This is a genomic window from Achromobacter sp. ES-001 (genome assembly GCF_019448355.1).
GTDB classification, from domain to species: Bacteria; Pseudomonadota; Gammaproteobacteria; order Burkholderiales; family Burkholderiaceae_B; genus Achromobacter; species Achromobacter spanius_B.
The window spans coordinates 2,785,106-2,805,026 of record NZ_CP079940.1 but is presented as its reverse complement, the minus strand read 5'-3'; the positions used below and the strand labels follow the sequence as shown (position 1 = coordinate 2,805,026).

General features: G+C 65.5%; 20 protein-coding genes. 12 read left to right on the top strand and 8 right to left on the bottom strand.

Annotated features, from left to right (window positions below; all coding sequences use genetic code 11):
- Positions 1-29: 29 nt before the first annotated feature.
- Positions 30-1,235, bottom strand: coding sequence for an efflux RND transporter periplasmic adaptor subunit (locus KYT87_RS12725; RefSeq protein WP_046807218.1), 1,206 nt, complete (start codon positions 1,233-1,235; stop codon positions 30-32).
- A gap of 217 nt (positions 1,236-1,452) precedes the next feature.
- Here KYT87_RS12725 and KYT87_RS12720 point away from each other — a divergent pair, with 217 nt between their 5' ends.
- The gene (locus tag KYT87_RS12720; RefSeq protein WP_046807219.1) at positions 1,453-2,046 is read left to right on the top strand and encodes a TetR/AcrR family transcriptional regulator; all 594 of its coding nucleotides are present in this window, start codon (positions 1,453-1,455) and stop codon (positions 2,044-2,046) included.
- Here KYT87_RS12720 and KYT87_RS12715 read toward each other — a convergent pair whose 3' ends face one another.
- The 3 genes from KYT87_RS12715 to KYT87_RS12705 form a co-directional block, all read right to left on the bottom strand.
- Positions 2,047-3,057, bottom strand: a complete 1,011-nt coding sequence (locus KYT87_RS12715; RefSeq protein ID WP_120155314.1) for an aldo/keto reductase — start codon at positions 3,055-3,057, stop codon at positions 2,047-2,049. It abuts the gene before it with no gap.
- An 88-nt stretch (positions 3,058-3,145) separates the two neighbouring features.
- Positions 3,146-4,210 carry a serine hydrolase gene (locus KYT87_RS12710; RefSeq protein ID WP_046807221.1) on the bottom strand — a complete coding sequence of 355 codons (1,065 nt, stop codon included), beginning with the start codon at positions 4,208-4,210 and terminating at the stop codon, positions 3,146-3,148.
- 31 nt (positions 4,211-4,241) lie between these two features.
- Complete coding sequence (locus KYT87_RS12705) at positions 4,242-5,438, bottom strand: alanine--glyoxylate aminotransferase family protein (protein WP_219992388.1); 1,197 nt, start codon at positions 5,436-5,438, stop codon at positions 4,242-4,244.
- 214 nt (positions 5,439-5,652) lie between these two features.
- Here KYT87_RS12705 and KYT87_RS12700 point away from each other — a divergent pair, with 214 nt between their 5' ends.
- The 7 genes from KYT87_RS12700 (at position 5,653) to KYT87_RS12670 (ending at position 13,491) form a co-directional block, all read left to right on the top strand.
- Positions 5,653-6,462 (top strand): GntR family transcriptional regulator, encoded by an 810-nt coding sequence (locus KYT87_RS12700; RefSeq protein ID WP_240434094.1) that lies wholly within the window; start codon positions 5,653-5,655, stop codon positions 6,460-6,462.
- 108 nt (positions 6,463-6,570) lie between these two features.
- The gene (locus KYT87_RS12695) at positions 6,571-8,157 is read left to right on the top strand and encodes an ABC transporter substrate-binding protein (protein WP_219992387.1); all 1,587 of its coding nucleotides are present in this window, start codon (positions 6,571-6,573) and stop codon (positions 8,155-8,157) included.
- Positions 8,158-8,237: 80 nt separating this feature from the next.
- The gene (locus KYT87_RS12690) at positions 8,238-9,155 is read left to right on the top strand and encodes an ABC transporter permease (RefSeq protein ID WP_046807225.1); all 918 of its coding nucleotides are present in this window, start codon (positions 8,238-8,240) and stop codon (positions 9,153-9,155) included.
- A 1-nt stretch (position 9,156) separates the two neighbouring features.
- Entirely contained in the window at positions 9,157-10,074 is a 918-nt protein-coding gene (locus KYT87_RS12685) for an ABC transporter permease (protein ID WP_219992386.1), read from the top strand.
- A gap of 2 nt (positions 10,075-10,076) precedes the next feature.
- Entirely contained in the window at positions 10,077-11,066 is a 990-nt protein-coding gene (locus tag KYT87_RS12680; protein ID WP_046807226.1) for an ABC transporter ATP-binding protein, read from the top strand.
- A complete protein-coding gene (locus KYT87_RS12675; protein ID WP_046807227.1) occupies positions 11,063-12,100 on the top strand; it encodes an ABC transporter ATP-binding protein in 1,038 nt (345 codons plus the stop codon). Before KYT87_RS12680 ends, KYT87_RS12675 begins: the two co-directional genes overlap by 4 nt.
- Positions 12,097-13,491 (top strand): M20 family metallopeptidase, encoded by a 1,395-nt coding sequence (locus tag KYT87_RS12670; RefSeq protein ID WP_219992385.1) that lies wholly within the window; start codon positions 12,097-12,099, stop codon positions 13,489-13,491. The genes KYT87_RS12675 and KYT87_RS12670 overlap by 4 nt, the downstream gene beginning before the upstream one ends.
- Positions 13,492-13,560: 69 nt before the next feature.
- Here KYT87_RS12670 and KYT87_RS12665 read toward each other — a convergent pair whose 3' ends face one another.
- Positions 13,561-14,439, bottom strand: a complete 879-nt coding sequence (locus tag KYT87_RS12665) for a LysR family transcriptional regulator (RefSeq protein WP_219992384.1) — start codon at positions 14,437-14,439, stop codon at positions 13,561-13,563.
- A gap of 111 nt (positions 14,440-14,550) precedes the next feature.
- Between KYT87_RS12665 and KYT87_RS12660 the strand changes: the two genes are divergently transcribed.
- Positions 14,551-14,946, top strand: a complete 396-nt coding sequence (locus KYT87_RS12660; RefSeq protein WP_219992383.1) for a hypothetical protein — start codon at positions 14,551-14,553, stop codon at positions 14,944-14,946.
- A 177-nt stretch (positions 14,947-15,123) separates the two neighbouring features.
- On the top strand, positions 15,124-16,104 hold the full coding sequence (locus KYT87_RS12655; RefSeq protein WP_219992382.1) for a tripartite tricarboxylate transporter substrate-binding protein: 981 nt from the start codon (positions 15,124-15,126) through the stop codon (positions 16,102-16,104).
- A 144-nt stretch (positions 16,105-16,248) separates the two neighbouring features.
- On the opposite strand, the gene KYT87_RS12650 is transcribed toward KYT87_RS12655, so the two are convergent.
- Positions 16,249-16,863 carry a TetR/AcrR family transcriptional regulator gene (locus KYT87_RS12650; RefSeq protein WP_317615887.1) on the bottom strand — a complete coding sequence of 205 codons (615 nt, stop codon included), beginning with the start codon at positions 16,861-16,863 and terminating at the stop codon, positions 16,249-16,251.
- Positions 16,864-17,035: 172 nt separating this feature from the next.
- Here KYT87_RS12650 and KYT87_RS12645 point away from each other — a divergent pair, with 172 nt between their 5' ends.
- Both KYT87_RS12645 and KYT87_RS12640 read left to right on the top strand, forming a co-directional pair.
- Positions 17,036-17,659 carry a hypothetical protein gene (locus KYT87_RS12645; RefSeq protein WP_046807508.1) on the top strand — a complete coding sequence of 208 codons (624 nt, stop codon included), beginning with the start codon at positions 17,036-17,038 and terminating at the stop codon, positions 17,657-17,659.
- 123 nt (positions 17,660-17,782) lie between these two features.
- Positions 17,783-18,697, top strand: a complete 915-nt coding sequence (locus KYT87_RS12640) for a tripartite tricarboxylate transporter substrate binding protein (RefSeq protein ID WP_255594093.1) — start codon at positions 17,783-17,785, stop codon at positions 18,695-18,697.
- A gap of 171 nt (positions 18,698-18,868) precedes the next feature.
- Here KYT87_RS12640 and KYT87_RS12635 read toward each other — a convergent pair whose 3' ends face one another.
- Together KYT87_RS12635 and KYT87_RS12630 are read right to left on the bottom strand one after the other, a co-directional pair.
- A complete protein-coding gene (locus KYT87_RS12635) occupies positions 18,869-19,069 on the bottom strand; it encodes a hypothetical protein (RefSeq protein ID WP_255444785.1) in 201 nt (66 codons plus the stop codon).
- Between the two features lie 301 nt (positions 19,070-19,370).
- Positions 19,371-19,877 (bottom strand): DUF523 domain-containing protein, encoded by a 507-nt coding sequence (locus tag KYT87_RS12630; RefSeq protein ID WP_219992381.1) that lies wholly within the window; start codon positions 19,875-19,877, stop codon positions 19,371-19,373.
- Positions 19,878-19,921: the final 44 nt, after the last annotated feature.

Sequence of the window (19,921 nt, the reverse complement as noted above, 5' to 3'; positions counted from 1 at the left end):
GGGTATGCACGCGGGGCACGGGCAGCTGCTTAGTTCGCGGCCGGGGCGGAAGCCGGGTCTGTAGCCGGCTTTGCCGCCGCGACACGTTCTTGTTCGGCCGCCGGCGCCACGCTGACTTTCTGGCCCGGCACGGCGGCTGACACGCCGCCCACGATGACGCGGTCACCCGCCGCCAGACCGTCGACGATGTGCCAGTCCGAGCCGCGCATCGTGCCAGTCTGCACGGGGCGCGATTCCACCACATCGTCCTTGCCCACCAACATCACCTGCGGCTTGCCGTCGGTGCTGCGCGTGACCGCGCGCTGCGGCACCAGGATGGCGTTGGGGTCCACGCCCTGCTGTGTTTCCACCCGCACATACATGCCGGGCAACAGCAACACATCGGGGTTGGCGAACTCGCCGCGCACCGACACCTGGCCGGTTGTTCGGTCCACTGCGATATCCGAGAACAGCAGCTTGCCGCTGCGTTTCTGGTCCGTACCGTCGACAGTGATCGAGATGCTTGCGCCCTCGCCCTGCCCCAGGCTGCCGTTCTGCAACGCCGCGCGCATGCGCAGCATGTCGGCCACGGGCTGGTTGAAGTCGACGTAGATGGGGTCCAGCTGCTGGATCTTTGCCATGACGGTGGCTTCGTTCTGGCCGACCAGCGCGCCTTCAGTCACCTGCGCCCGGCCGATGCGGCCGGAAATCGGCGCCTTGACGGTGGCGTAATCCAGGTTCAGCTGGGCGGTTTCGACATCGGCCTGCGCGGACCGGCGCGCGGCCTGCGCGCTTTTCAGCGTGGTGGTGGCGGTGTCGAAGTCCTGCTGGCTGACGGCTTCGATCTTCACCAGCGGCGTATAGCGTTTCAGGATGGCTTGCGCGTCGGCCACGGCGGCATCGGCCTTGGCCAGTTCGCCCTGGGCGCGCGACAGCGCGGCCTTGAACGGCGCCGGGTCAATGCGGAACAGCACGTCGCCCGCCTTCACATCCGCGCCTTCCTCGAAGTTGCGCGACAGCACAATGCCGGCCACGCGGGCACGCACTTCGGCCACGCGCACCGGCTCCACGCGACCCGGCAAGGTGCTGGACAGCGCGTAGCGCTGCGGTTGCACCTGCACCACCTGCACCGCGCGTGGCGTGTCGGCCTGGGCTTGGCTGGGGTTTTCACCGCCGCAACCGGCCAGGCCCAAGGCCATCGCCAACACCGAACCCAATACCGTCAAGGGCAAGCGCCGCTTCAATTGATTCTTCATTTTTTACCTTGCGCCCCGCGGCACTGTTTTTTCACCAAGCTGCGGATGCTACCTGAACGATTGATTTGAATCAATAAAGATTCATTTGATTATCAAAAGATCATTAAGAACGTTTTAAAAGGCCTGACTTGTCAAAATCGCAAAAGTTTGCACAAGCTGAATCTCGCATGCTCCAATACGCGGCAATGGGGATTGGACACACAGACAGGGGCGAACAATGGCGGACGAAGCTGGGCAAGGGCACGAGCGGTTTTTAGTGGCGTTGGCATTGGCGATGGTGGACCAGCCGCGCGCCACGTTGCAGGAACTGGCCAAGGCCGTGGGCGTCAGCAAGGCGACGCTATACCGCTTCTGTCAGACGCGGGACCAACTGGTCCTGCGGCTTACCACGCATTGCGCGCACGTCATGAAGAAGGCGTTGGCGGATTCGCATCTGGATACCGCGCCGCCGCGCGAGGCGTTGCACACGCTGATCCACCAGAACATGGCGCACAAGGAACTGACTGCGTTCCTGATGTACAACTGGAAGCCCGACAACGAGCAGCAGCCCGACATCATGAACAGCTGGTCGGGCTACCAGGAATCGCTGGATGCGTTCTTTTTGCGCGGGCAGCGCGAAGGCGCCTTCCGCGTGGACATCACGGCGGCGGCGCTGACGGAAATGTTCATTGGCGTGCTGACCAGCATGGTGGACGCCGAACGACGCGGGCGCGTCGCGCGGCTGGGCATTGCGTCCGTGGTCGAGCAGATGATGCTGCACGGCATCGCCGGCGAACCGGTGCGCGCACCGGTTGCGGCAGCGCCGGCCTGATCAGGCGCCGGCGACGGGGCGACCGAAGAACGGGTAGTTCGGGTCGTTGTAGCCGTGGCTGGACGCGTGGCCCGGAATGACCCAGCCGTCTACGACAGCTTCGTCTTCGGGCGTGATGGTGACGTCCAGCGCGGCGTAATAGTCTTCCATTTGCGCCAACGTGCGCGGGCCGGCGATCACGCCGGTGATGATCGGATTCGCCAACACCCAGGCGGTGGCGAAATGGCCCGGCTGCACGCCGCGCGTGGCGCTGTGTTGCACCAGCTGCTGGGCGATCTGTAGCGACTCTTCACGAAATTCCGTGGCCAGCATGCGGCGGTCGCCACGCCCGGCGCGGGTATCGGCGGCAGGCGCCTGGCCCGGCAGATACTTGCCCGTGAGCACGCCGCGCGCGATGGGGCTGTAGGGCACGACGCCCAGCCCGTAGTGCTTGCACGCGGGCAAGATTTCAACTTCCGGGCCGCGGTTCAGCATGTTGTAGTACGGCTGGCACACCACCGGCTGCGGCACGCCCATCTTTTCGCATAGCCGCATCACCTCGGCAATGCGCCATCCCCGGAAGTTCGACAGGCCAAAACTGCGCAGCTTGCCCGCGCGGATCAGGTCGCCCAGCGCCCACAGCGCTTCTTCCAGGTTTTCTTCGTGAAAGTCGCGGTGCAGGTACAGGATGTCCATGAAATCCGTGCCCATGCGCGTCAGGCTTTGCTCAACGCCGCGCATCAGCCACTGACGCGAATAATGCGAGTGGTTCGGGCCCTTGCCCACCACGTTGCCGATCTTGCTGGCCAGCACCCAGTCGTGGCGCTGCCCTTGCAGCAGCTTGCCCACCACCTGTTCCGAGCGGCCTTCGTTGTAGACGTCGGCCGTATCGATGAAGTTCACCCCATGGTCACGCGCCGACGCAACGATGCGCGCGGCCTCGTCGTCCGGCGTTTGTTCGCCGAACATCATGGTGCCCAGGCACAGGGGCGAAACGCGCAGGTTGCTGGAACCCAGACGGCGGTATTTCATGGGGCGATTCCTTTCTGATCAATGAAGTCGACGCGGATGAAGTCGACGCGGCGCGAACCCGGTGGCGGCGGTTCGCGCGGCGTTAATCCTACACCTGCGTTTCCTTGTCCGCATCCACCGCCGCCAGGATTTTGCCGAACAGTGCATCCGCGTGGGCCGAATTAAGCCAGCGCACAATCACCACCATCTTGCGTTCCGGTTCCACCCACGTGAACGAGCTGCCCGCGCCCACGCCGAAGAAGCTTGTGGCCGGCACGCTGGGAAACACGCGGCCTTGATCGTTCAGCCAGATCAGGTAGCCGTAATACGGCGCGATGGCGCATGGCGTACGCATCGCCTGGATCCATTCGCGCGACAAGATCTGCTTGCCGTTGGCCTGGCCGTCGTTCAGCAGCATCTGGCCGATCAGCGCCTGGTCGCGCGCGCTGATGGACATGCCGCCGCCCCAATGCGAACCGCCCGGCACGGACGGCATGCGCTGGCCGTCGATCTCGACCCAGGCGGTGTCGTAGCCCACCCATTGCCAATCTTCACTGGCGCCAATGGGGCGCGTGACGGCTTCGCGGAACACGTCGGGCAAGGGCTTGCGGAACAGGTGCAGCAGCGCGTACGACAACTGGTTGATGCGCACGTCGTTGTATTCCCAATACGTGCCGGGGCGCTGCAAGGGGCGCGCATCGCCCTTCTTGCCATCGGGCGGCACGCCGAAGGTCACGGCGCGATAACGATCGGCCTGGTCGGACACGCCGAAGCGTTCGCCTTCCCATTCGCTGGTCTGTTGCAGCAGGTGGCGCCAGGTGATGTCAGCGTTCTGGCCTTCATCGAAGCCGATGCCCGGCACGCGCTTGCCCACGGGTTCGTCCACGTCGGGCAACAGGCCACGGTCATGCGCCACGCCCGCCAGGATCGCCAGGTACAGCTTGGCCACGCTGAAGGTCAGGTCGGCGCGTTCGGGCTCGCCCCATTCGGCCACCGTCTTGCCGTCCACCACCACCACGCCCGACACCGGGCCACGGTCATGGATGGGGCCAAGCAGGCGGTTCCAGGGCGGCGGGTCGTTCAGGTGCACGCCAAAGTTGCCCTTGACGCTGCGGTCCCAGGTGGATTCGTGTTCATTGGCGAATTGGATCGCCTGCTGCATCAGCGTGTTCATGGTTTCCCTCGTCGTTGTGTTTGTCTTGGTCTTAAGCCGCCACGCCATCCGGGGCGCGCGCCAGGAATTCCATCGCGGCCCGCACGCCGCCCGCCTGGTGCGGTACTCCGGCGGCGGCCAGCCCCATTTCAACGCCGGCCAGCGTGCCGCACAGCGTCAAGTCATTGAAGTGGCCCAGATGCCCGATGCGGAAGATGCGGTCGGACAGCTTGCCCAGGCCCTGGCCCAGCGACATATCGAAGCGTTCAAGAATGACCTTGCGCAACGCGTCGGCGCCATGGCCTTCGGGCATCATCACGGCCGTCAGCGCGGGGCTGTGGGCAGCCGGGTCCAGGCTTAACAGTTCCAGCCCCCACGCGGCCACCGCCAGACGCGTCGCGCGGGCATGGCGTTCGTGGCGCGCGAACACACGCGGCAAGCCCTCGGCCTGCAACATGGCCAGCGCTTCGTGCAGGCCATACAGCAGATTGGTCGACGGCGTGTAGGGGAAATAGCCCTTGGCATTGGCCGTCAGCATTTCGCGCCAATCCCAATACGAACGGGGCAGCCGGGCGGTATCGGCGGCGGCCAGCGCGCGCGCGCTGACGGCGTTGAACGCCAGGCCGGGCGGCAGCATCAAGCCCTTTTGCGAGCCGGCCACGGTAACGTCCACGCCCCATTCATCGTGGCGGTAATCGATGGAGCCCAAGGACGATATCGTGTCCACCATCAGCAACGCGGGATGCGCGGCGCGGTCGATCGCGGCGCGCACGGCGGCAATGTTGCTGGTGACGCCGGTGGACGTTTCGTTATGCACCACGCACACCGCCTTGATGCGGTGCTGCGTGTCTTCGGACAGCCGCGCGCCGATCACGTCGGGGTCCACGGGGTGGCGCCAGTCGCTTTCGATGTAGTCCACGTCCAGGCCCAGCCGGCCCGCCAGCTTCTTCCACAGGCTGGCGAAGTGGCCGGTTTCCACCATCAACACGCGGTCGCCCGGCGACAGCGTGTTGACCAGCGCGGCTTCCCAGGCGCCGGTACCCGACGACGGAAAAATCACCACGGGCGACTGCGTCTGGAAAACGGCTTTGGACCCTTCCAACACGGCGCGGCCCAGCTCGCCAAACTCGGGGCCACGATGGTCGATGGTGGGTTGGTCTATGGCGCGCAAGACGCGGTCGGGCACGTTGGTCGGCCCCGGAATCTGCAAGAAGTGCCGGCCGGACAAATGGGAATTCAGGGAAAGCATGCGTAGCCCCACAGTGGAATTATTTGTATACCAACGAAAGATGCGCGGCGATTCAAACGGCTTTTGACACAGCCCTGGCCGAGCAGGCGGACTTGCGGCATGCGCCACTCTATCCCATTGTTTTTGCACCGATAACCTAGGGTATACACCCATGATTGAAGTCGCTGCGCGGGGTTTATAGTCTAAAAAAATTCGGGGAAAAGTTGGTATACCAATGAGCAGCAATCCTAGCCTGTTGCCGGATCTGGCCGGGTCGGCACACGCCGATTCCGCCCTGCCCGACGCGCCGCCGCAAGGGGCCGTGTCGCCGGCGCCGCGCGTTGCCGGCAACGGCCGCACGCTGCCTGGGGCCGTCGCCGGAGCGCTGCGCGAACGCATCATCCAAGGGGAATTTCCCCCCGGCTCCCGCCTGAACGAACGGGCGCTGTGCGACCTGTTGGGCGTGTCCCGCACACCGATGCGCGAAGCGTTTCGCGTGCTGGCGGCCGAGGGCCTGGTGCAGATCGAACCGAACCGTGGCGCGCAGGTGGTGGCGCTGTCGGAAGCCAATATCCGTGAAGCGTTTGAAGTGATCGGCGGGCTCGAAGCCATGTCGTGCCGGCTGGCGTGCGAACGCGCCACCGATCTTGAAATTGCCGAGATCCGCGCGCTGACCTACGAAATGATGGCCAGCCACGCGCGCCATGACCTGCCCACGTACTTTCGCACCAACCGCGAAATTCACGAACGCATCAGCCTGGCCTCGCACAACAGCCTGCTCAAGCAGCTGTACGACGCGCAGAACGCGCGCATCCAGAACCTGCGGTTCGTGTCGAACGAGAACCGCCAGAAATGGGATCTGGCCATGCGCGAACACATCGACATGGCCGAGGCCCTGGACGCGCGCGACGCCGACCGGCTGGCCGGCATCATGCGGCAGCACTTGCAGCGCAAGTGCGAGGCCGCGCTGAAAAGCATCAACGCCGATGCAAGCATCAACGCCAATGCGGCACCCAAGACCGCGCCGTCGTCCGACTCTGGTTGAGCCTGCCCTCCCAGCGCAAGGACGATAACGATAAAACCAGGGTGGCGCGGCCCGGAGCGAGATGATGGATACGCAGTACATGTAGTGCCTTCCACAGGAGCCTTCACCATGGCTGATAGTCGCTTCACACCTGCCTCACCCGCCCGACCCCGCACCCACCGCGTCACCGCCGCCGCCCCACTACGCGCCGCCGTCGCCGCCGCCCTCTTCGCCTGCGCCGGCCTTGCCGCCCAGCCCGCGCTGGCGGGCAAGAAAGACGACACCTTGCGCATGGCGTACGACCAGGCGCCTGAAAGCGTCGACCCGTACTTCAACAACGTGCGTATCGGCGTCATCATCGCCGCCAACGTCTGGGACACGCTGCTGTACCGCGACCCCGTCACCAACGAGTACAAGGGGCAGCTGGCCAAAAGCTGGAAGCAGATCGACGACAAGACCATGGAATTCGAATTGCGCGAAGGCGTGAAATTCCATAACGGCGAAGAGTTCGATGCCGACTCGGTGGTGTACACGCTGAACTACGTGGCAGACCCGAAGAACAAAGCGGTCACGCAGCAGAACGTGTCGTGGATCGACAAGGTTGAAAAAATCGACAAATACAAGGTGCGCCTGACCACCAAGGAGCCCTTCCCTGGCGCCAAGGAATACCTGTCCACCACCGCCGCCATCCACCCCGCCAAGTACTACCAGGAAGTCGGCCCCAAGGGCATGAACGCCAAGCCGGTGGGCTCCGGCCCGTACAAGGTGGTGGACTATCAGCCCGGCAAATCCATCACGCTGGAACGCAACACCGACTACTTCAAGGACTCGCCCAAGGCGCAGCCGAAGATCGGCAAGGTGGTCATCCGCTTCATCCCCGACCGCCAGACGCAGATGGCCGAAGTCATCTCGGGCGGCGAAGACCTGATCATGAGCGTGCCCAAGGACCAGGCCGAACAGCTGGGCCAGATGCCCAACCTGCAAATGGTCACCGGCAACACCATGCGCATCGTGTTCATGCAGATGAACATCCAGGACGGCACCCCCGCGCCGCAACTGAAAGACGAGCGCGTGCGCAAGGCCATCATCCACGCCATCGACCGCGAATCCATGTTGAAAAACATCGTGGGTGAAGGCGGTGGGCTGATCAACACCATCTGCACGCCCTCGCAAGTGGGTTGCACGCAAGATGGCGCGCCCACCTACAAGTACGACCCGGCGCTGGCCAAGAAGCTGCTGGCCGATGCGGGCTACGCCAATGGCTTCGACATCGACATCGTGGCCTACCGCGAGCGCAACCAGACCGAAGCCATCATCAACTACCTGCAAGCCGTGGGCATCCGCGCCAAGCTCAACTTCTTGCAGTACGCCGCCATGCGCGACATGATCCGCGCCAACAAGGCGTCTCTGACACACCAGACCTGGGGTTCCAACCTGGTCAACGACGTGTCGGCGTCCACGCCGGTGTACTTCGCCTTCGGCAATGACGACATCACGCGCGACCCCAAGGTGCGCGACCTGCTCAACAAGGGCGACCACACCATCGACAGCGAGCCGCGCAAGGCCGCCTACAAAGAAGCGCTGGACCTGATCGCGCAAAAGGCCTACGCGGTGCCCCTGTGGACGCTGCCCGCCTACTACGTCGCCACCAAGGACGTGAACTTCAAGCCGTATTCCGACGAACTGGTCCGCTTCTGGGACATGAGCTGGAAGTAGCCACGCGGGAAGTCACGCGCGGGGTAACGCCGGGCGGGCGCCACGCCCGTCCGGCGGGCTGAAACGTTAGAGGAAGTCCTATGCTTTATTTCACGATCAGGCGCCTGGGCCTGGCGGCGCTGGTGGCGCTGACCGTATCGATCCTGGCGTTCCTGCTGCTGCATCTGTCGGGCGACCCGGCGCTGGCGCTGGCCGGCGAAGGCGCGCGTCAGGCCGATATCGACATGATCCGCAAGACCTACGGGCTGGACCGGCCGCTGGTGGTGCAATACGCCGACTGGCTGTGGCACATCATGCAAGGCGATTTCGGCACGTCGGTGTACTTCAAGACCGAGGCCGGGCCGTTGATTCTGTCCAAGCTCAAAACCACCTTGCTGCTGGGCATGGGCGCGCTGGGCTTTGCGCTGCTGGTGTCGATTCCGCTGGGCGTGCTGGCCGCCATTTACAAGGGCAGCGTGATCGACCGCGTGTGCCTGGCGATTGCCGTGCTGGGCCAGGCGCTGCCAAACTTTTTCTTTGCGCTGATTTTGATCATGCTGTTTTCGATATCGCTGCGCATCCTGCCGGTGTCGGGCAGCGGCACCTGGCAGCATTTCGTGATGCCCGCGATTGCGCTGGGCTACTACGTGGCGCCGGCCTTCATGCGACTGATACGCGCCGGCATGATCGAAGTGCTGGGCGCGGACTACATCCGCACCGCCCGCGCCAAGGGGCTGCCCGCGCGCAAGATCATCTTCAAGCACGCACTGCGCAACGCCATCGTGCCGGTTGTGGCGCTGGCCGCCGTGCAGCTGGGCTACCTGCTGGGCGGCTCGGTCGTCATCGAAACCATCTTCGCGCTGGACGGCCTGGGCTATCTGGCCTACCAGAGCATTACGTACAAGGACTATCCGGTGATGCAGCTGATTGTGCTGCTGCTGTCCGTGCTGTACGTGCTGCTGACGCTAGCCGCCGATATCGCCAACGCGTGGCTCGATCCGCGCATCCGGGTGTCCTGACATGACCACGCCTATCCTCACCCCCTCCGTTCCCGGCGCGCCCGCCCCCGCCGCGATGGAACTGTCCGCATCCACCTTGCGCTGGCGCAGGCTGCGCCGCAACAAGGCGCTGCTGGCCGGTGGCGGCATCCTGCTCATCATCGTGCTGATCGCGCTGCTGGCGCCGTGGATTTCCCCGCACGACCCCTACTTCCAGGACCTGGCCTACCGCACCGCGCCGCCCGTCTGGTACGCCAAGGGCACGTGGCTGCATCCGCTGGGCACCGATCAGCTGGGCCGCGACTATCTGTCTCGCCTGTTCTACGGCGCGCGCATTTCGCTGTTGATCGGCGTCAGCGTGGCGTTGATATCCGGAATCATCGGCACCGCCATGGGCATGGCCGCCGGCTACTTCGGCGGCAAGGTCGACATGACCGTGTCGTTCCTGATCACGACCCGTTTGTCCATGCCCGTGATCCTGGTGGCGCTGGCCACGGTGGCCATCGTCGGTGGTTCGCTGTGGGTGGTGATCCTGGTGCTGGGCTTTTTGAAATGGGACCGCTACGCCGTGGTCATGCGCAGCGCCACGCAGCAGGTGCGGTCGCTGGAATACGTGGCGGCGGCGCAGGCGGCTGGCGCGTCCACGTGGCGCATCGTGTGGGGCGAAGTGCTGCCCAACGTGGTGCCGCAGCTGATCGTGATTGCCACGCTGGAAGCGGCCAGCGCCATCTTGCTGGAAGCCTCGCTGTCGTTCCTGGGCCTGGGCGTGCAGCCGCCGCTGCCGTCCTGGGGGCTGATGATTTCCGAAGCCAAGGCGTACATGTTCTTTTCGTTCTGGCTGATCGCGATTCCGGGTTCGGCGCTGGCCTTGTTGATCTTTGCGATCAACCTGGCCGGCGATGGGCTGCATCAACTGCTGACGCCTGAAGAGAGGGCCTGACCATGGCCGACAAAGAAATTGTGCTGGACGTGCAAGGGCTGACGGTCGACATCGCCACGCCGCGCGGGCCGCTGCACGCCGTGCGCGACGTGTCGTTCCAGGTCAAGCGCGGCGAAACGCTGTGCCTGGTGGGCGAATCGGGCTGCGGCAAATCGATGACGTCGCTGGCCATCATGGGCCTGTTGCCCAAGGCGGCCAAGCGCACGACACGCCGGCTGGCGGTGCTGGGCGAAGACCTGTCCACCGCGCGCAGCCGGCGTATCAATGCGCTGCGCGGCAGCAAGATGGCGATGATTTTTCAGGAACCGATGACGGCGCTGAACCCCGCCTACGCCATCGGCGAGCAACTGACCGAACACTACATCCACCACCGCCATGCCAGCCAGCAACAGGCGCGCGACCGCGCGGTGGAACTGCTGGAAAAGGTGGGCATCGCCTCGGCCGGACAACGCCTGACGCAATATCCGCACCAGCTTTCCGGCGGCCTGCGCCAGCGCGTGATGATAGCCATGGCGCTGATGTGCGGCCCGGAACTGCTGATTGCCGATGAGCCCAGCACGGCGCTGGACGTCACCATCCAGGCGCAGATCCTGCGCTTGCTGGCGGACTTGCAGGCCGAGCTTGGCATTGCCATGGTGTTGATCACCCACGACCTGGGCGTGGTGGCGCGCATTGCACAGCAGGTGGCGGTGATGTATGCGGGGCAGATCGTCGAGGAAGGCCCGGTCAAGGACATCTTCGCCACGCCGCGCCATCCCTATACAGAGGGCTTGCTGGGCTGTATCCCCGTGCCCGGCCGCACCCCGCCCGGCGAATCGCTGGGCACGATACCCGGCGTGGTGCCGTCATTGGTGGGCGAGCTGCGCGGCTGCGCCTTTGCCGACCGTTGCCGCTACGTGCAGCCGCAATGCCGCGACACCGTGCCCGTGCACGGCCAGCCGCCGCATCAACAATGGCGCTGCATCCGCGTTGAAGAAGGAGTCCTGGCATGAGCGCGCTGTTGCAAGCCGAAGCCGTCAGCCGGCAATTTTCGATCCGTTCGGGCATGTTCCGGCCGCGCAGCACGCTGCACGCCGTCAACGGCGTGGACCTGGCCGTGGAACGCGGCGCGGTGCTGGGCATCGTGGGCGAATCGGGCTGCGGAAAATCCACACTGGCCCGCATGCTGCTGGGCCTGACGCCGCCCAGCGACGGCGCCATCAAGCTGGACGGCCAAGACATCCGGCAGATGGACCGCCGCGCGCTGGCGCGCCGGGTGCAGCCGATTTTCCAGGACCCGTATTCGTCCTTGAACCCGCGCCGGTCCATCGCGTCCATCGTGTCGCTGCCGCTGGAGGTGCACGGCATCGCCAACCCCAAGATGCACAAGGCCATCGAGATGCTGGAACGCGTGGGCCTGCCGCCCCGGCTGGCGCACAACACGCCGGGGCAGCTGTCCGGCGGCCAGCGCCAGCGCGTGGCGATTGCGCGCGCGCTGGTCATGAACCCGGAAATCGTCATCTGCGACGAGCCGACATCCGCGCTGGACGTATCCGTGCAAGCGCAGATCATGAACCTGCTGATGGAACTGCGGCGCGAGTTCAACCTGACGTATGTGTTCATCAGCCATAACCTGGCGGTGGTGGAACACATCGCCACGCATGTGGCGGTGATGTACCTGGGGCGTGTGGTGGAATCGGCGCCCACGGCCAAGTTGTTCCACGACCCGCACCATCCCTATACGCAGGCCTTGCTGGCGTCGGTGCTGACGCCCGAACCGGGCCTGGGCATTCCGGACATGGGCTTGGGCCTGTCGTTCCCCGACCCCTTGCATCCGCCGCCCGGTTGCCCGTTTCACCCGCGTTGCCAACATGCCATGCCGCAATGCAAGGTGGAGCGGCCCGCGCTGACGCTGCGTGACGGGTCCGTGGTGGCTTGCCATCTGTATCCTGAATCCGGCGCTGCATCGACCGCGGCATCTGCTTCCATTTCTAGTGCTGCTTCCCTTTCCTCTTCAATTCCCAACTCCACCGGAGCCCGCTCATGACCCGCGAGCAAGCCATCGCCCAAGCAGAACAGTGTTTTGATTCGGGCGCCTTCCGCGCCCTGCTGGCGCGGCGCCTGGCGCTGCCCACCGAAAGCCAGAACCCCGAGCGCGCCGCCGTGCTGGCCGACTACCTGGAATCCGAGATCCGCCCGGCCTTCGAAGCGCTGGGATTCACCTGCCGCACCCTGACGCATCCCAAGGCGCTGGCGCCCTTCCTGTACGCCGAGCGCATCGAAGACGCCGCCCTGCCCACCGTGCTGGGCTATGGCCACGGCGACGTCATCCGTGGGCTGGAAAAGGAATGGAAGGAAGGCTTGACGCCCTGGGCGCTGACCGAAGCCGAAGGCCGCTGGTATGGCCGGGGCATTGCCGACAACAAGGGGCAGCACACCGTCAACATGGAAGCGCTGCGGCTGGTGCTGGAAGCGCGCGGCAAGCTGGGCTTCAACGCCAAGTATCTGATTGAAATGGGCGAAGAGACGGGCTCGATGGGCTTGCGCGAACTGTGCGCCGAACATCGCGACATGCTGGCGGCCGACTTGCTGATTGCATCCGACGGCCCGCGTCTTGCCCCCCAGCGCCCCACCATCTTCCTGGGCGCGCGCGGCAGCCTGAACGTTGATCTGTCTATCGAGGCACGGGCCGGCGGCCACCATTCGGGCAACTGGGGTGGGCTGATTTCCAACCCCGGCATTCAGCTGGCGCACGCCATATCGACCATCGTGTCGCCCACCGGGCAGATCCGTATTCCGGAATGGGTGCCGACCGAACTACCCGCCGCCGTGCGCCGCGCCTTGGCGGACTGCCAGGTGGACGGCGGCGCGGACGGCCCCGAGATCGAACCGGACTGGGGCGAGCCCGGCCTGTCGCCCGCCGAGCGCGTCTTCGGCTGGTGCTCGTTTGAAGTGTTGGCCTACAAGACCGGCAACCCGGAAACGCCCGTCAACGCCATCCCGCCACGCGCCTGGGCACGTTGCCAGCTGCGCTTTGTGGTGGGCGTGGACCCGGACGACCTGATCCCGGCCCTGCGCCGGCATCTGGACAGCCACGGCTTTTCGATGGTCAAGATTGCGCTGACGCGCGAATCCATGTTCCGCGCCACGCGCATCGATCCGGACGATGCCTGGGTGCAATGGGCGGTGGATTCGCTGGAACGCACGTCGGGCCAGAAGACGGCGCTGCTGCCCAACCTGGGCGGTTCGTTGCCCAACGACATCTTCACGGATGTGCTGGGCCTGCGCACGATCTGGGTGCCGCATTCCTACCCCGGTTGCTCGCAGCACGCGCCCAACGAACACCTGCCGCCCGAACTGCTGCGCCAGGCGCTGGGATTGATGACGGGCCTGTACTGGGACCTGGGCGCGGGCGACACGCCACCGCTGTCGCGCTGAGGTTTTCCGAGGCTGGGCGCGGGGCGGGCTTGAAGCGGGCTTGGGGTTGGGCTTCGGGTGGGCCGCGCGTTACTTCCCCGTTCGCAGGAAATCGATGAACCGCCGCACCTTGGCGCTGACGTGGCGGGTGTCGGGATAGACGGCGTGCACCGGCTGGCGCGGCAACGTGTACGACGGCATCACCCGCTGCAACGTGCCACGCGCCAACGGCTCTTCCAGCAACCAATCCGGCAAGGCGGCCACGCCGCAGCCGGCCTCGGCAAAGGCCAGCAACGCCGACGCCGTGTCCGCATGCGCCACAGGCGCCACGCGCAACGCGTGGTCGCGCCCCTTGCTGTCCGTCAGCCGCCAATGGTCGATGCGACCCGGCCGGTTGGCCAGCCAAGGCAAGGCGGCCAACGCCTGGAGCGAGCGCGGCGCGCCATGTTCGGCCAGCAGCGCCGGGCTGGCCACCAACAGCAGCCTGAATTCGCCGATGCGCGTGGCGCGGTAGCTGGAGTCCGCCAGCGCCCCCACGCGGATCGCCACGTCCAGGCGTTCGCCGATCAGATCCGCTTGCGTGGAGCTGGCCTGGTAACCCACCCGAAGCGCCGGGTGCAAACGCGCGAACGCTGCCAGCGCGGGCACGACGACACGGTTGCCGTAGTCCACCGAGGCCGTCACGCGCAAGCTGCCCGATAAAGCCGCCTGGCCGGATCTTGCCTGGTCCACGGCCGCGTCCGCGTCTTGCAGCAGGCGCACACAGTCAGCATGAAAGCCCTCGCCTGCCTGCGTCAGCGCCAACCGGCGCGTGCTGCGCGTCAAGAGCGCCACGCCCAATTCCTGTTCCAGCTGCTTGACGTTGAAACTGACGACGGCCTTGGTCGTGCCCAACGCATCGGCCGCCGCCGTGAACGAGCCGGCATCGACCACGGCGACGAACATCGACAGACGATTCAGATTGATCATGGCCCGCTTCATTGTCAAAAAAACACGAACAGTATATCGGCCCACAGGCGATGTTTCCGCGACATCGAAATTTCTAGAATGGCGTTCTTTGTTGATTACACGGCGTTATTCATGACCGACCTGTCTACCCCTAGCCTGCGCCTGGCGCTGGACGCCCACGCCCGCATCGAGCAATGGATCGGCAACGCCGATACCCCGCCGCGGGTGCTGGCCGCCCTGCTGGACGCCTTTGCGCCCGAGTTCAGCATGATTACCGCAGACGGGCAGCGGCTGCCACCCGGCGCCCTGCCCGCCTTGTTCGCCGGACTGCGCGGCTTGCGCCCCGGCTTGAAGATCCAGATCGATGAGCTGGCCGTGCGCCATGCGGACGCCGGCGCGGCGCTGTTGACGTATCGCGAACGCCACGCCTGGAACGGCGGCGCCACACAGCGGCGCGCCAGCGCGCTGTTCATGGCGGGCGCCGATGGGCAGCCGCAATGGGCGCATCTGCATGAGACCTGGGCCTGACGGGGGGCTATATCCCCGGCGCCTATTCCTCGGCGCCTATTCCCTCGGAGGCTATATCCCCGGCAGCTATAAACAAGCGGCAAATAAATCGTTGGCGGGCGCCACGCGATTCTTTAGAGTCCAACGCCTTCGCCCGCCTCAACACGGGGTGCGGGCCTATCCCAACGAGCCGCTGTCATGCCTACCCGATTCCAAGCCGTACGCCGCACCACCCTGACTACCTTGGCCCTGTCCCTGGCGCTGGCCGGCGCCGGCGCCGCGCACGCCGAACAGCGCGTTGTCCGCATCGTCGTGCCCTACGGCACGGGCGCCGTGCAGGACACCATTGCACGCGCCATCGGCGACGAACTGGGTCAGGCGTTGGGCGCGTCCATCGTGGTGGAAAACCGCGCGGGCGCCGGCGGCACGGTGGGCACCTCGCAGGTGGCGCGCGCCACCCCCGACGGCAACACCCTGGTGCTGGCCGCCGCCAGCCACAACATTGCCGGCTATCTGTACAAGAACCTGAGCTACGACCCCTACAAAGACTTCACCGGCGTGGCGTACCTGGGCAACACCGGCTACATCATCCTGGCGTCCTCCAGCCTGAACGCGAAGACCACCGCCGACTTCATCCAGGCCATCAAGGCCAAACCCGGCGCGTACGACTATGCCTCGGCCGGCAACGGCAGCGCGTCGCACCTGGGCATGGCGTCGTTCCTGGCCGCCTCGGGCGCGCAGATGCAGCACATTCCCATGAAGTCCACCGGCGACGCCGTCACCGAACTGCTGGCCGGCCGCGTCCAGGCCGTCACCGCCGCCACCATCGGCGTAACCGCCTATCGCAACGACCCGCGCGTGACGTTCCTGGCCTACTCGGGCAAGACCCGCTCGCGCTTCGCGCCCGACCTGCCCACCGTCGCCGAAAGCGGCCTGCCCGGCTACGCCTTCGATTCCTGGCTGGGACTGCTGGCGCCCGCCGGCCTGCCCGCCGCCGAACGCGACAAGATCAACGCGGCGGTGAACAAGGTATTGGCGGACCCGAAGGTGCAGGCGCGCCTGGCCTCGTTGGGGGTGGAGGCCGACGCCAAGACGCCCGCGCAGTTTCAGGATCTGCTGAAGGCGGATTGGGAAGCGGCGGGCAAGCTGGTCGCGGCCTCGGGCGCTCGGGTGGAATGACGCTGGGCGCGGTGGCGGCGCAGTGCCCGGCGCCGCCACCGCGAATGCCATGACTATCCCCTTGCACGCGCACAGAGCCAGGTGTGACTGTGGCCCCCAAAAAAAAAGGGGCCGATAAAAACGGGGGACAAAAAAAAGCCCCCGTCAGGAGGCTGGTCGTTGATGCCGGATGCCATCGAGCAGCAGCCGGGTAATGAATTCCGCTATCGCATGCTGCTGGGGCGCATCCGGCATCTGGCGCGTGAAGCGTTCGATGATGCCCATCAAGGACTGCGCCAACCAGTCGGGGGATATTTCGGGCCGGAACAGGCCGGCCTGCTGCTCGGCGCGGACGTTGTCGGCAATCATCGTCACCAGCTCATCCTTGAGCGCTTCCGCCTCGGCCACCTGGAAGAAACCGATGCGTGTCAGGTTGGAGTCTTCCTGCAAGATGCCCAGCAAACGCAGCACGCCGCCCTGGATGCGCTCGGCCAATTCGGCGCCTTCCAGTCCGGCGGGCAAGCGCGCTTCGGTAATCGCCTGGCGCAAGCGCTGCGCGAACATGCCCACCAGTTCATCGTAGGCCGCTTGCTTGCTGGAAAAGTACTGGTAGAACACCGGCTGCGTCACGCTGGCGCGAGCCACGATGTCGCTGATACGCGTGTGCTGGAAACCGCGCTCCGCGAACTCGGCTGCGGCAACTTCAAGTAGCTGTAGGCGGGTGCGTTCGCCTTTGGTAAGACGCTTGTCTTGCGGTGCAGAAAGGGGTCGTGCCGTCATCATCGCGAGAAAGTACACCGCTTCCCCGCTTTTCGCCACTGAATCGTTTTGAAGTCAGTTGAAATCCCCGTAGCTTTTGCAACAACTTTTGGTGCCCGCGCAGCAGTAAAGTAACGCTATCGCCGCGTGCATATTGACCGTAATCCCGCGCGCGGCGGACAGGAGCAAGATCATGAAACGGTTTACAGGCCGGATGCGCGTCGTAGCGTTGGCGCTTGCCGTGGCAAGTGCGCCCGTGATGGCGGGCGGACACGGCGGCGGCTGGGGTGGCGGCGGTGGTGGATACCACGGCGGGGGCTATCACGGCGGTTACTACGGTGGTAATAATTACCACCACCACGGCGGTGGCGGCAGCAGCTCGGCCGGATGGTGGGTCGGCGGCGCCTTTGCGCTGGCTGCGGTGGGCCTGTTGCTGGCGGCCGATTCCGGCCCGACCTACGCACAAACCAGCGTCTACGCGTCGCCCGGCGTGGCCTACACCAGCCCGGTGTACGGCGCGCCGGTCTACGCGGCGCCACCGGTGTATTCGGCCCCGCTGACGTCCGCGCCGCTGTACGCCGAACCGCCCGTTGCCTATGCGCAACCCGAGCCGCAATACAAGCCGGTGCAGTACGAAGCAGCACCCAAGGTCAGTTCGGCGCAGGCCAATGCCACGGCCGAATGCCAGCGCTGGGCCATGAATCAAAGCGGGTACGACCCGGCCACCATCACGCAATGGACCACGCAAGTCATGGTGGACACCTACAACCATTCGCTGGATTCGTGCATGAGCAGCCGGGGCTACCGCGCCAACTGATGCCGCTTTCCGGGTAATCCCGATTGTCGCCGCGCGCCGGCCTGCACACACTGCATGCCGGCGCGTTGCTTTACCGCGCCGTCGACATCCGCGGCGACGCAGCCGCGACACCAAGGGGAAGCCATGTTGAATTTCAAGCGGCTTGCGGGGCTTTGCGCATTCAGCGCGGCCTGCGCCGTCTCATCCACCGCCCTGGCCCAGGCCGACGCCAAGCCACAGGCGCTGACCATCGTCGTGCCTTACGGGGCGGGCGGCATCGTGGACAACACCGCGCGCGCGTTTGCCCAGAAGCTGGCCACGGAACTGGCGCGGCCGGTCGTCGTTGAAAACCGGGGCGGCGCGGGCGGCATGATCGGCATGAATACCGTTGCCCGCGCCCACGACGAGAACACGCTGGGCTTTACCGCCGTCAGCCCGGTTACGCTGTCGCCGCACGTGATGAAGACGCTGTATGACCCCTTGAAGGACCTGGCGCCGGTGGCCGCCGTGATGTATTCGCCGGTGTACCTGGTGGGCGGGCCGAAGTTCACGGGCAAGAATTTCAAGGACATGGTGGACCAGGCCAAGGCGGACCCGGACGGTTTGTCGCTGGCGACGGCGGGTGTGGGGTCGCTGGGGCATTTGATGCTGGAACAGATCAACGGGCAGGCCAAGGTGCGCATCACGCACGTGCCCTACAAGGGCATGGCGCAGATGGTGCCCGATGCGCTGGGCGGGCAATTCACGCTGATGCTGGTCAACGCGTCGGCCCCCGTCAATACGCTGATCCAGGAAGGCAAGCTGAAGCTGCTGGCCGTGGGATCGCCCAAGCGGTTGCCGGGCTGGCCCGAGACGCCGACCTTCGCCGAACTGGGCTACCCGATGGCGAACATGACGTCCACCTTCGGCTTTTTTGCGCCGGCGTCCACCAGCGCGGAGTTTCGGCAGCGCATGAACGCGGTGATCAACAAGGTGGCGGCCATGCCCGACATCAGCAAGCCGCTGACGGATGCGCTGAACATCATGTCGCCGGGCAGCGTCGAGCAATTCGCGTCGTAGGTGCAACGCGAATACGTGGACAACGGCAAGATCGTGAAGGCGGCGAACATCCGCGCGGAATAGGCGGGGAAAGAACGCGGAAAAAATCCCGAACGTATGCCGAACGCATGCCATGGAATTGCGGCATACGCGCCGCAACGGCGGCCACCTCGCGCATGCGAGGCGGACCGCTCAGCGCCGCCAACCGCGCCAGATGAAGGCCATGCCGGCGGCCAGCAGCAAAGTCGCCGGCAGTATCCAGACAAAGCCGGACGACGTGTAGACCACCTGCTCGACCGGATCGTAGTAGCGGCCCAGCTCATTGAAGTCCCACTTCCAGTAGAACGCGTACCAGGCGTAAAAGAAGAATGCGGACAGGGCCAGGCACAGCACGGCGGCAAGGCGCAGCAGTTGACGTGACGATCGTGATGAACGTGACGATCCTGATGAATGTAAGGGCTGCGAAGAGCGCGACGAATTCGACCAAAGCGACGCATTCGACCAAAGCGACGAATTCGACCAAAGCGACGAATTCGACCAAAGCGACCGACGCCCAGCGGCGGATTGCGTTGCGCTGGAATCGCTGCCGGCTTGCGTTCCGAGCCGTTTGCGGGATGCGCGGACAGCTGACGCCGCCACCACCCCCACCAACACCACCAACGCCAGGCCCCCCAGCAGCAGCAGAACGCCAACGCTAGCCCACATTCTGGGCCTCCAGCTGTGCCAGCCACGCCTGGGCGTCCGCCCATTGCTTTTCGCTGAAGACGCGCACGCCGGCGCGGGTCAGCAATTCAGCTGCGACGCCCACGCCGGGTAGGCGCCGGCCGGCAAAATGACCGTCGTAGACATAGCCGCTGCCGCAAGACGGGCTGCCTTCCTTCAAGACGGCAATGCGAATGCCGTGTTGCCGGGCAAGCGCCAGCGCGGCATGGGCGCCCTGCACGAAAGGCACCGTGACATCCTGCCCCGTTACCGCGATGACGCGCGCGCCGCTGGCCAACACGTCAGCGGCGCGCTTGCCCGCTTCGATTTCAGCGGGCGGGCGCGGCACGGGCATGCCGCCCGCCACCTCCGGGCAGACGGGCACGACCCGGCCTTCGTCGCGCCAGCGCGCCAGCACCGCGTCACCGTGAGGCACCCCGCGCCCGTCGTAGCGCACGGGGTTGCCCAACAGGCACGAACTGACGAGCACATATTGCATGGGCAAGCCCCCAGGCCGACGATGACGCCCTGACGAATCAGGAC

Bases quoted from the DNA above. Each gene is read 5' to 3' on its own strand.
- KYT87_RS12725 (WP_046807218.1), bottom strand. From the start codon at position 1,235: ATGAAGAATCAATTGAAGCGGCGCTTGCCCTTGACGGTATTGGGTTCG.
- KYT87_RS12720 (WP_046807219.1), top strand. From the start codon at position 1,453: ATGGCGGACGAAGCTGGGCAAGGGCACGAGCGGTTTTTAGTGGCGTTG.
- KYT87_RS12715 (WP_120155314.1), bottom strand. From the start codon at position 3,057: ATGAAATACCGCCGTCTGGGTTCCAGCAACCTGCGCGTTTCGCCCCTG.
- KYT87_RS12710 (WP_046807221.1), bottom strand. From the start codon at position 4,210: ATGAACACGCTGATGCAGCAGGCGATCCAATTCGCCAATGAACACGAA.
- KYT87_RS12705 (WP_219992388.1), bottom strand. From the start codon at position 5,438: ATGCTTTCCCTGAATTCCCATTTGTCCGGCCGGCACTTCTTGCAGATT.
- KYT87_RS12700 (WP_240434094.1), top strand. From the start codon at position 5,653: ATGAGCAGCAATCCTAGCCTGTTGCCGGATCTGGCCGGGTCGGCACAC.
- KYT87_RS12695 (WP_219992387.1), top strand. From the start codon at position 6,571: ATGGCTGATAGTCGCTTCACACCTGCCTCACCCGCCCGACCCCGCACC.
- KYT87_RS12690 (WP_046807225.1), top strand. From the start codon at position 8,238: ATGCTTTATTTCACGATCAGGCGCCTGGGCCTGGCGGCGCTGGTGGCG.
- KYT87_RS12685 (WP_219992386.1), top strand. From the start codon at position 9,157: ATGACCACGCCTATCCTCACCCCCTCCGTTCCCGGCGCGCCCGCCCCC.
- KYT87_RS12680 (WP_046807226.1), top strand. From the start codon at position 10,077: ATGGCCGACAAAGAAATTGTGCTGGACGTGCAAGGGCTGACGGTCGAC.
- KYT87_RS12675 (WP_046807227.1), top strand. From the start codon at position 11,063: ATGAGCGCGCTGTTGCAAGCCGAAGCCGTCAGCCGGCAATTTTCGATC.
- KYT87_RS12670 (WP_219992385.1), top strand. From the start codon at position 12,097: ATGACCCGCGAGCAAGCCATCGCCCAAGCAGAACAGTGTTTTGATTCG.
- KYT87_RS12665 (WP_219992384.1), bottom strand. From the start codon at position 14,439: ATGATCAATCTGAATCGTCTGTCGATGTTCGTCGCCGTGGTCGATGCC.
- KYT87_RS12660 (WP_219992383.1), top strand. From the start codon at position 14,551: ATGACCGACCTGTCTACCCCTAGCCTGCGCCTGGCGCTGGACGCCCAC.
- KYT87_RS12655 (WP_219992382.1), top strand. From the start codon at position 15,124: ATGCCTACCCGATTCCAAGCCGTACGCCGCACCACCCTGACTACCTTG.
- KYT87_RS12650 (WP_317615887.1), bottom strand. From the start codon at position 16,863: ATGACGGCACGACCCCTTTCTGCACCGCAAGACAAGCGTCTTACCAAA.
- KYT87_RS12645 (WP_046807508.1), top strand. From the start codon at position 17,036: ATGAAACGGTTTACAGGCCGGATGCGCGTCGTAGCGTTGGCGCTTGCC.
- KYT87_RS12640 (WP_255594093.1), top strand. From the start codon at position 17,783: ATGTTGAATTTCAAGCGGCTTGCGGGGCTTTGCGCATTCAGCGCGGCC.
- KYT87_RS12630 (WP_219992381.1), bottom strand. From the start codon at position 19,877: ATGCAATATGTGCTCGTCAGTTCGTGCCTGTTGGGCAACCCCGTGCGC.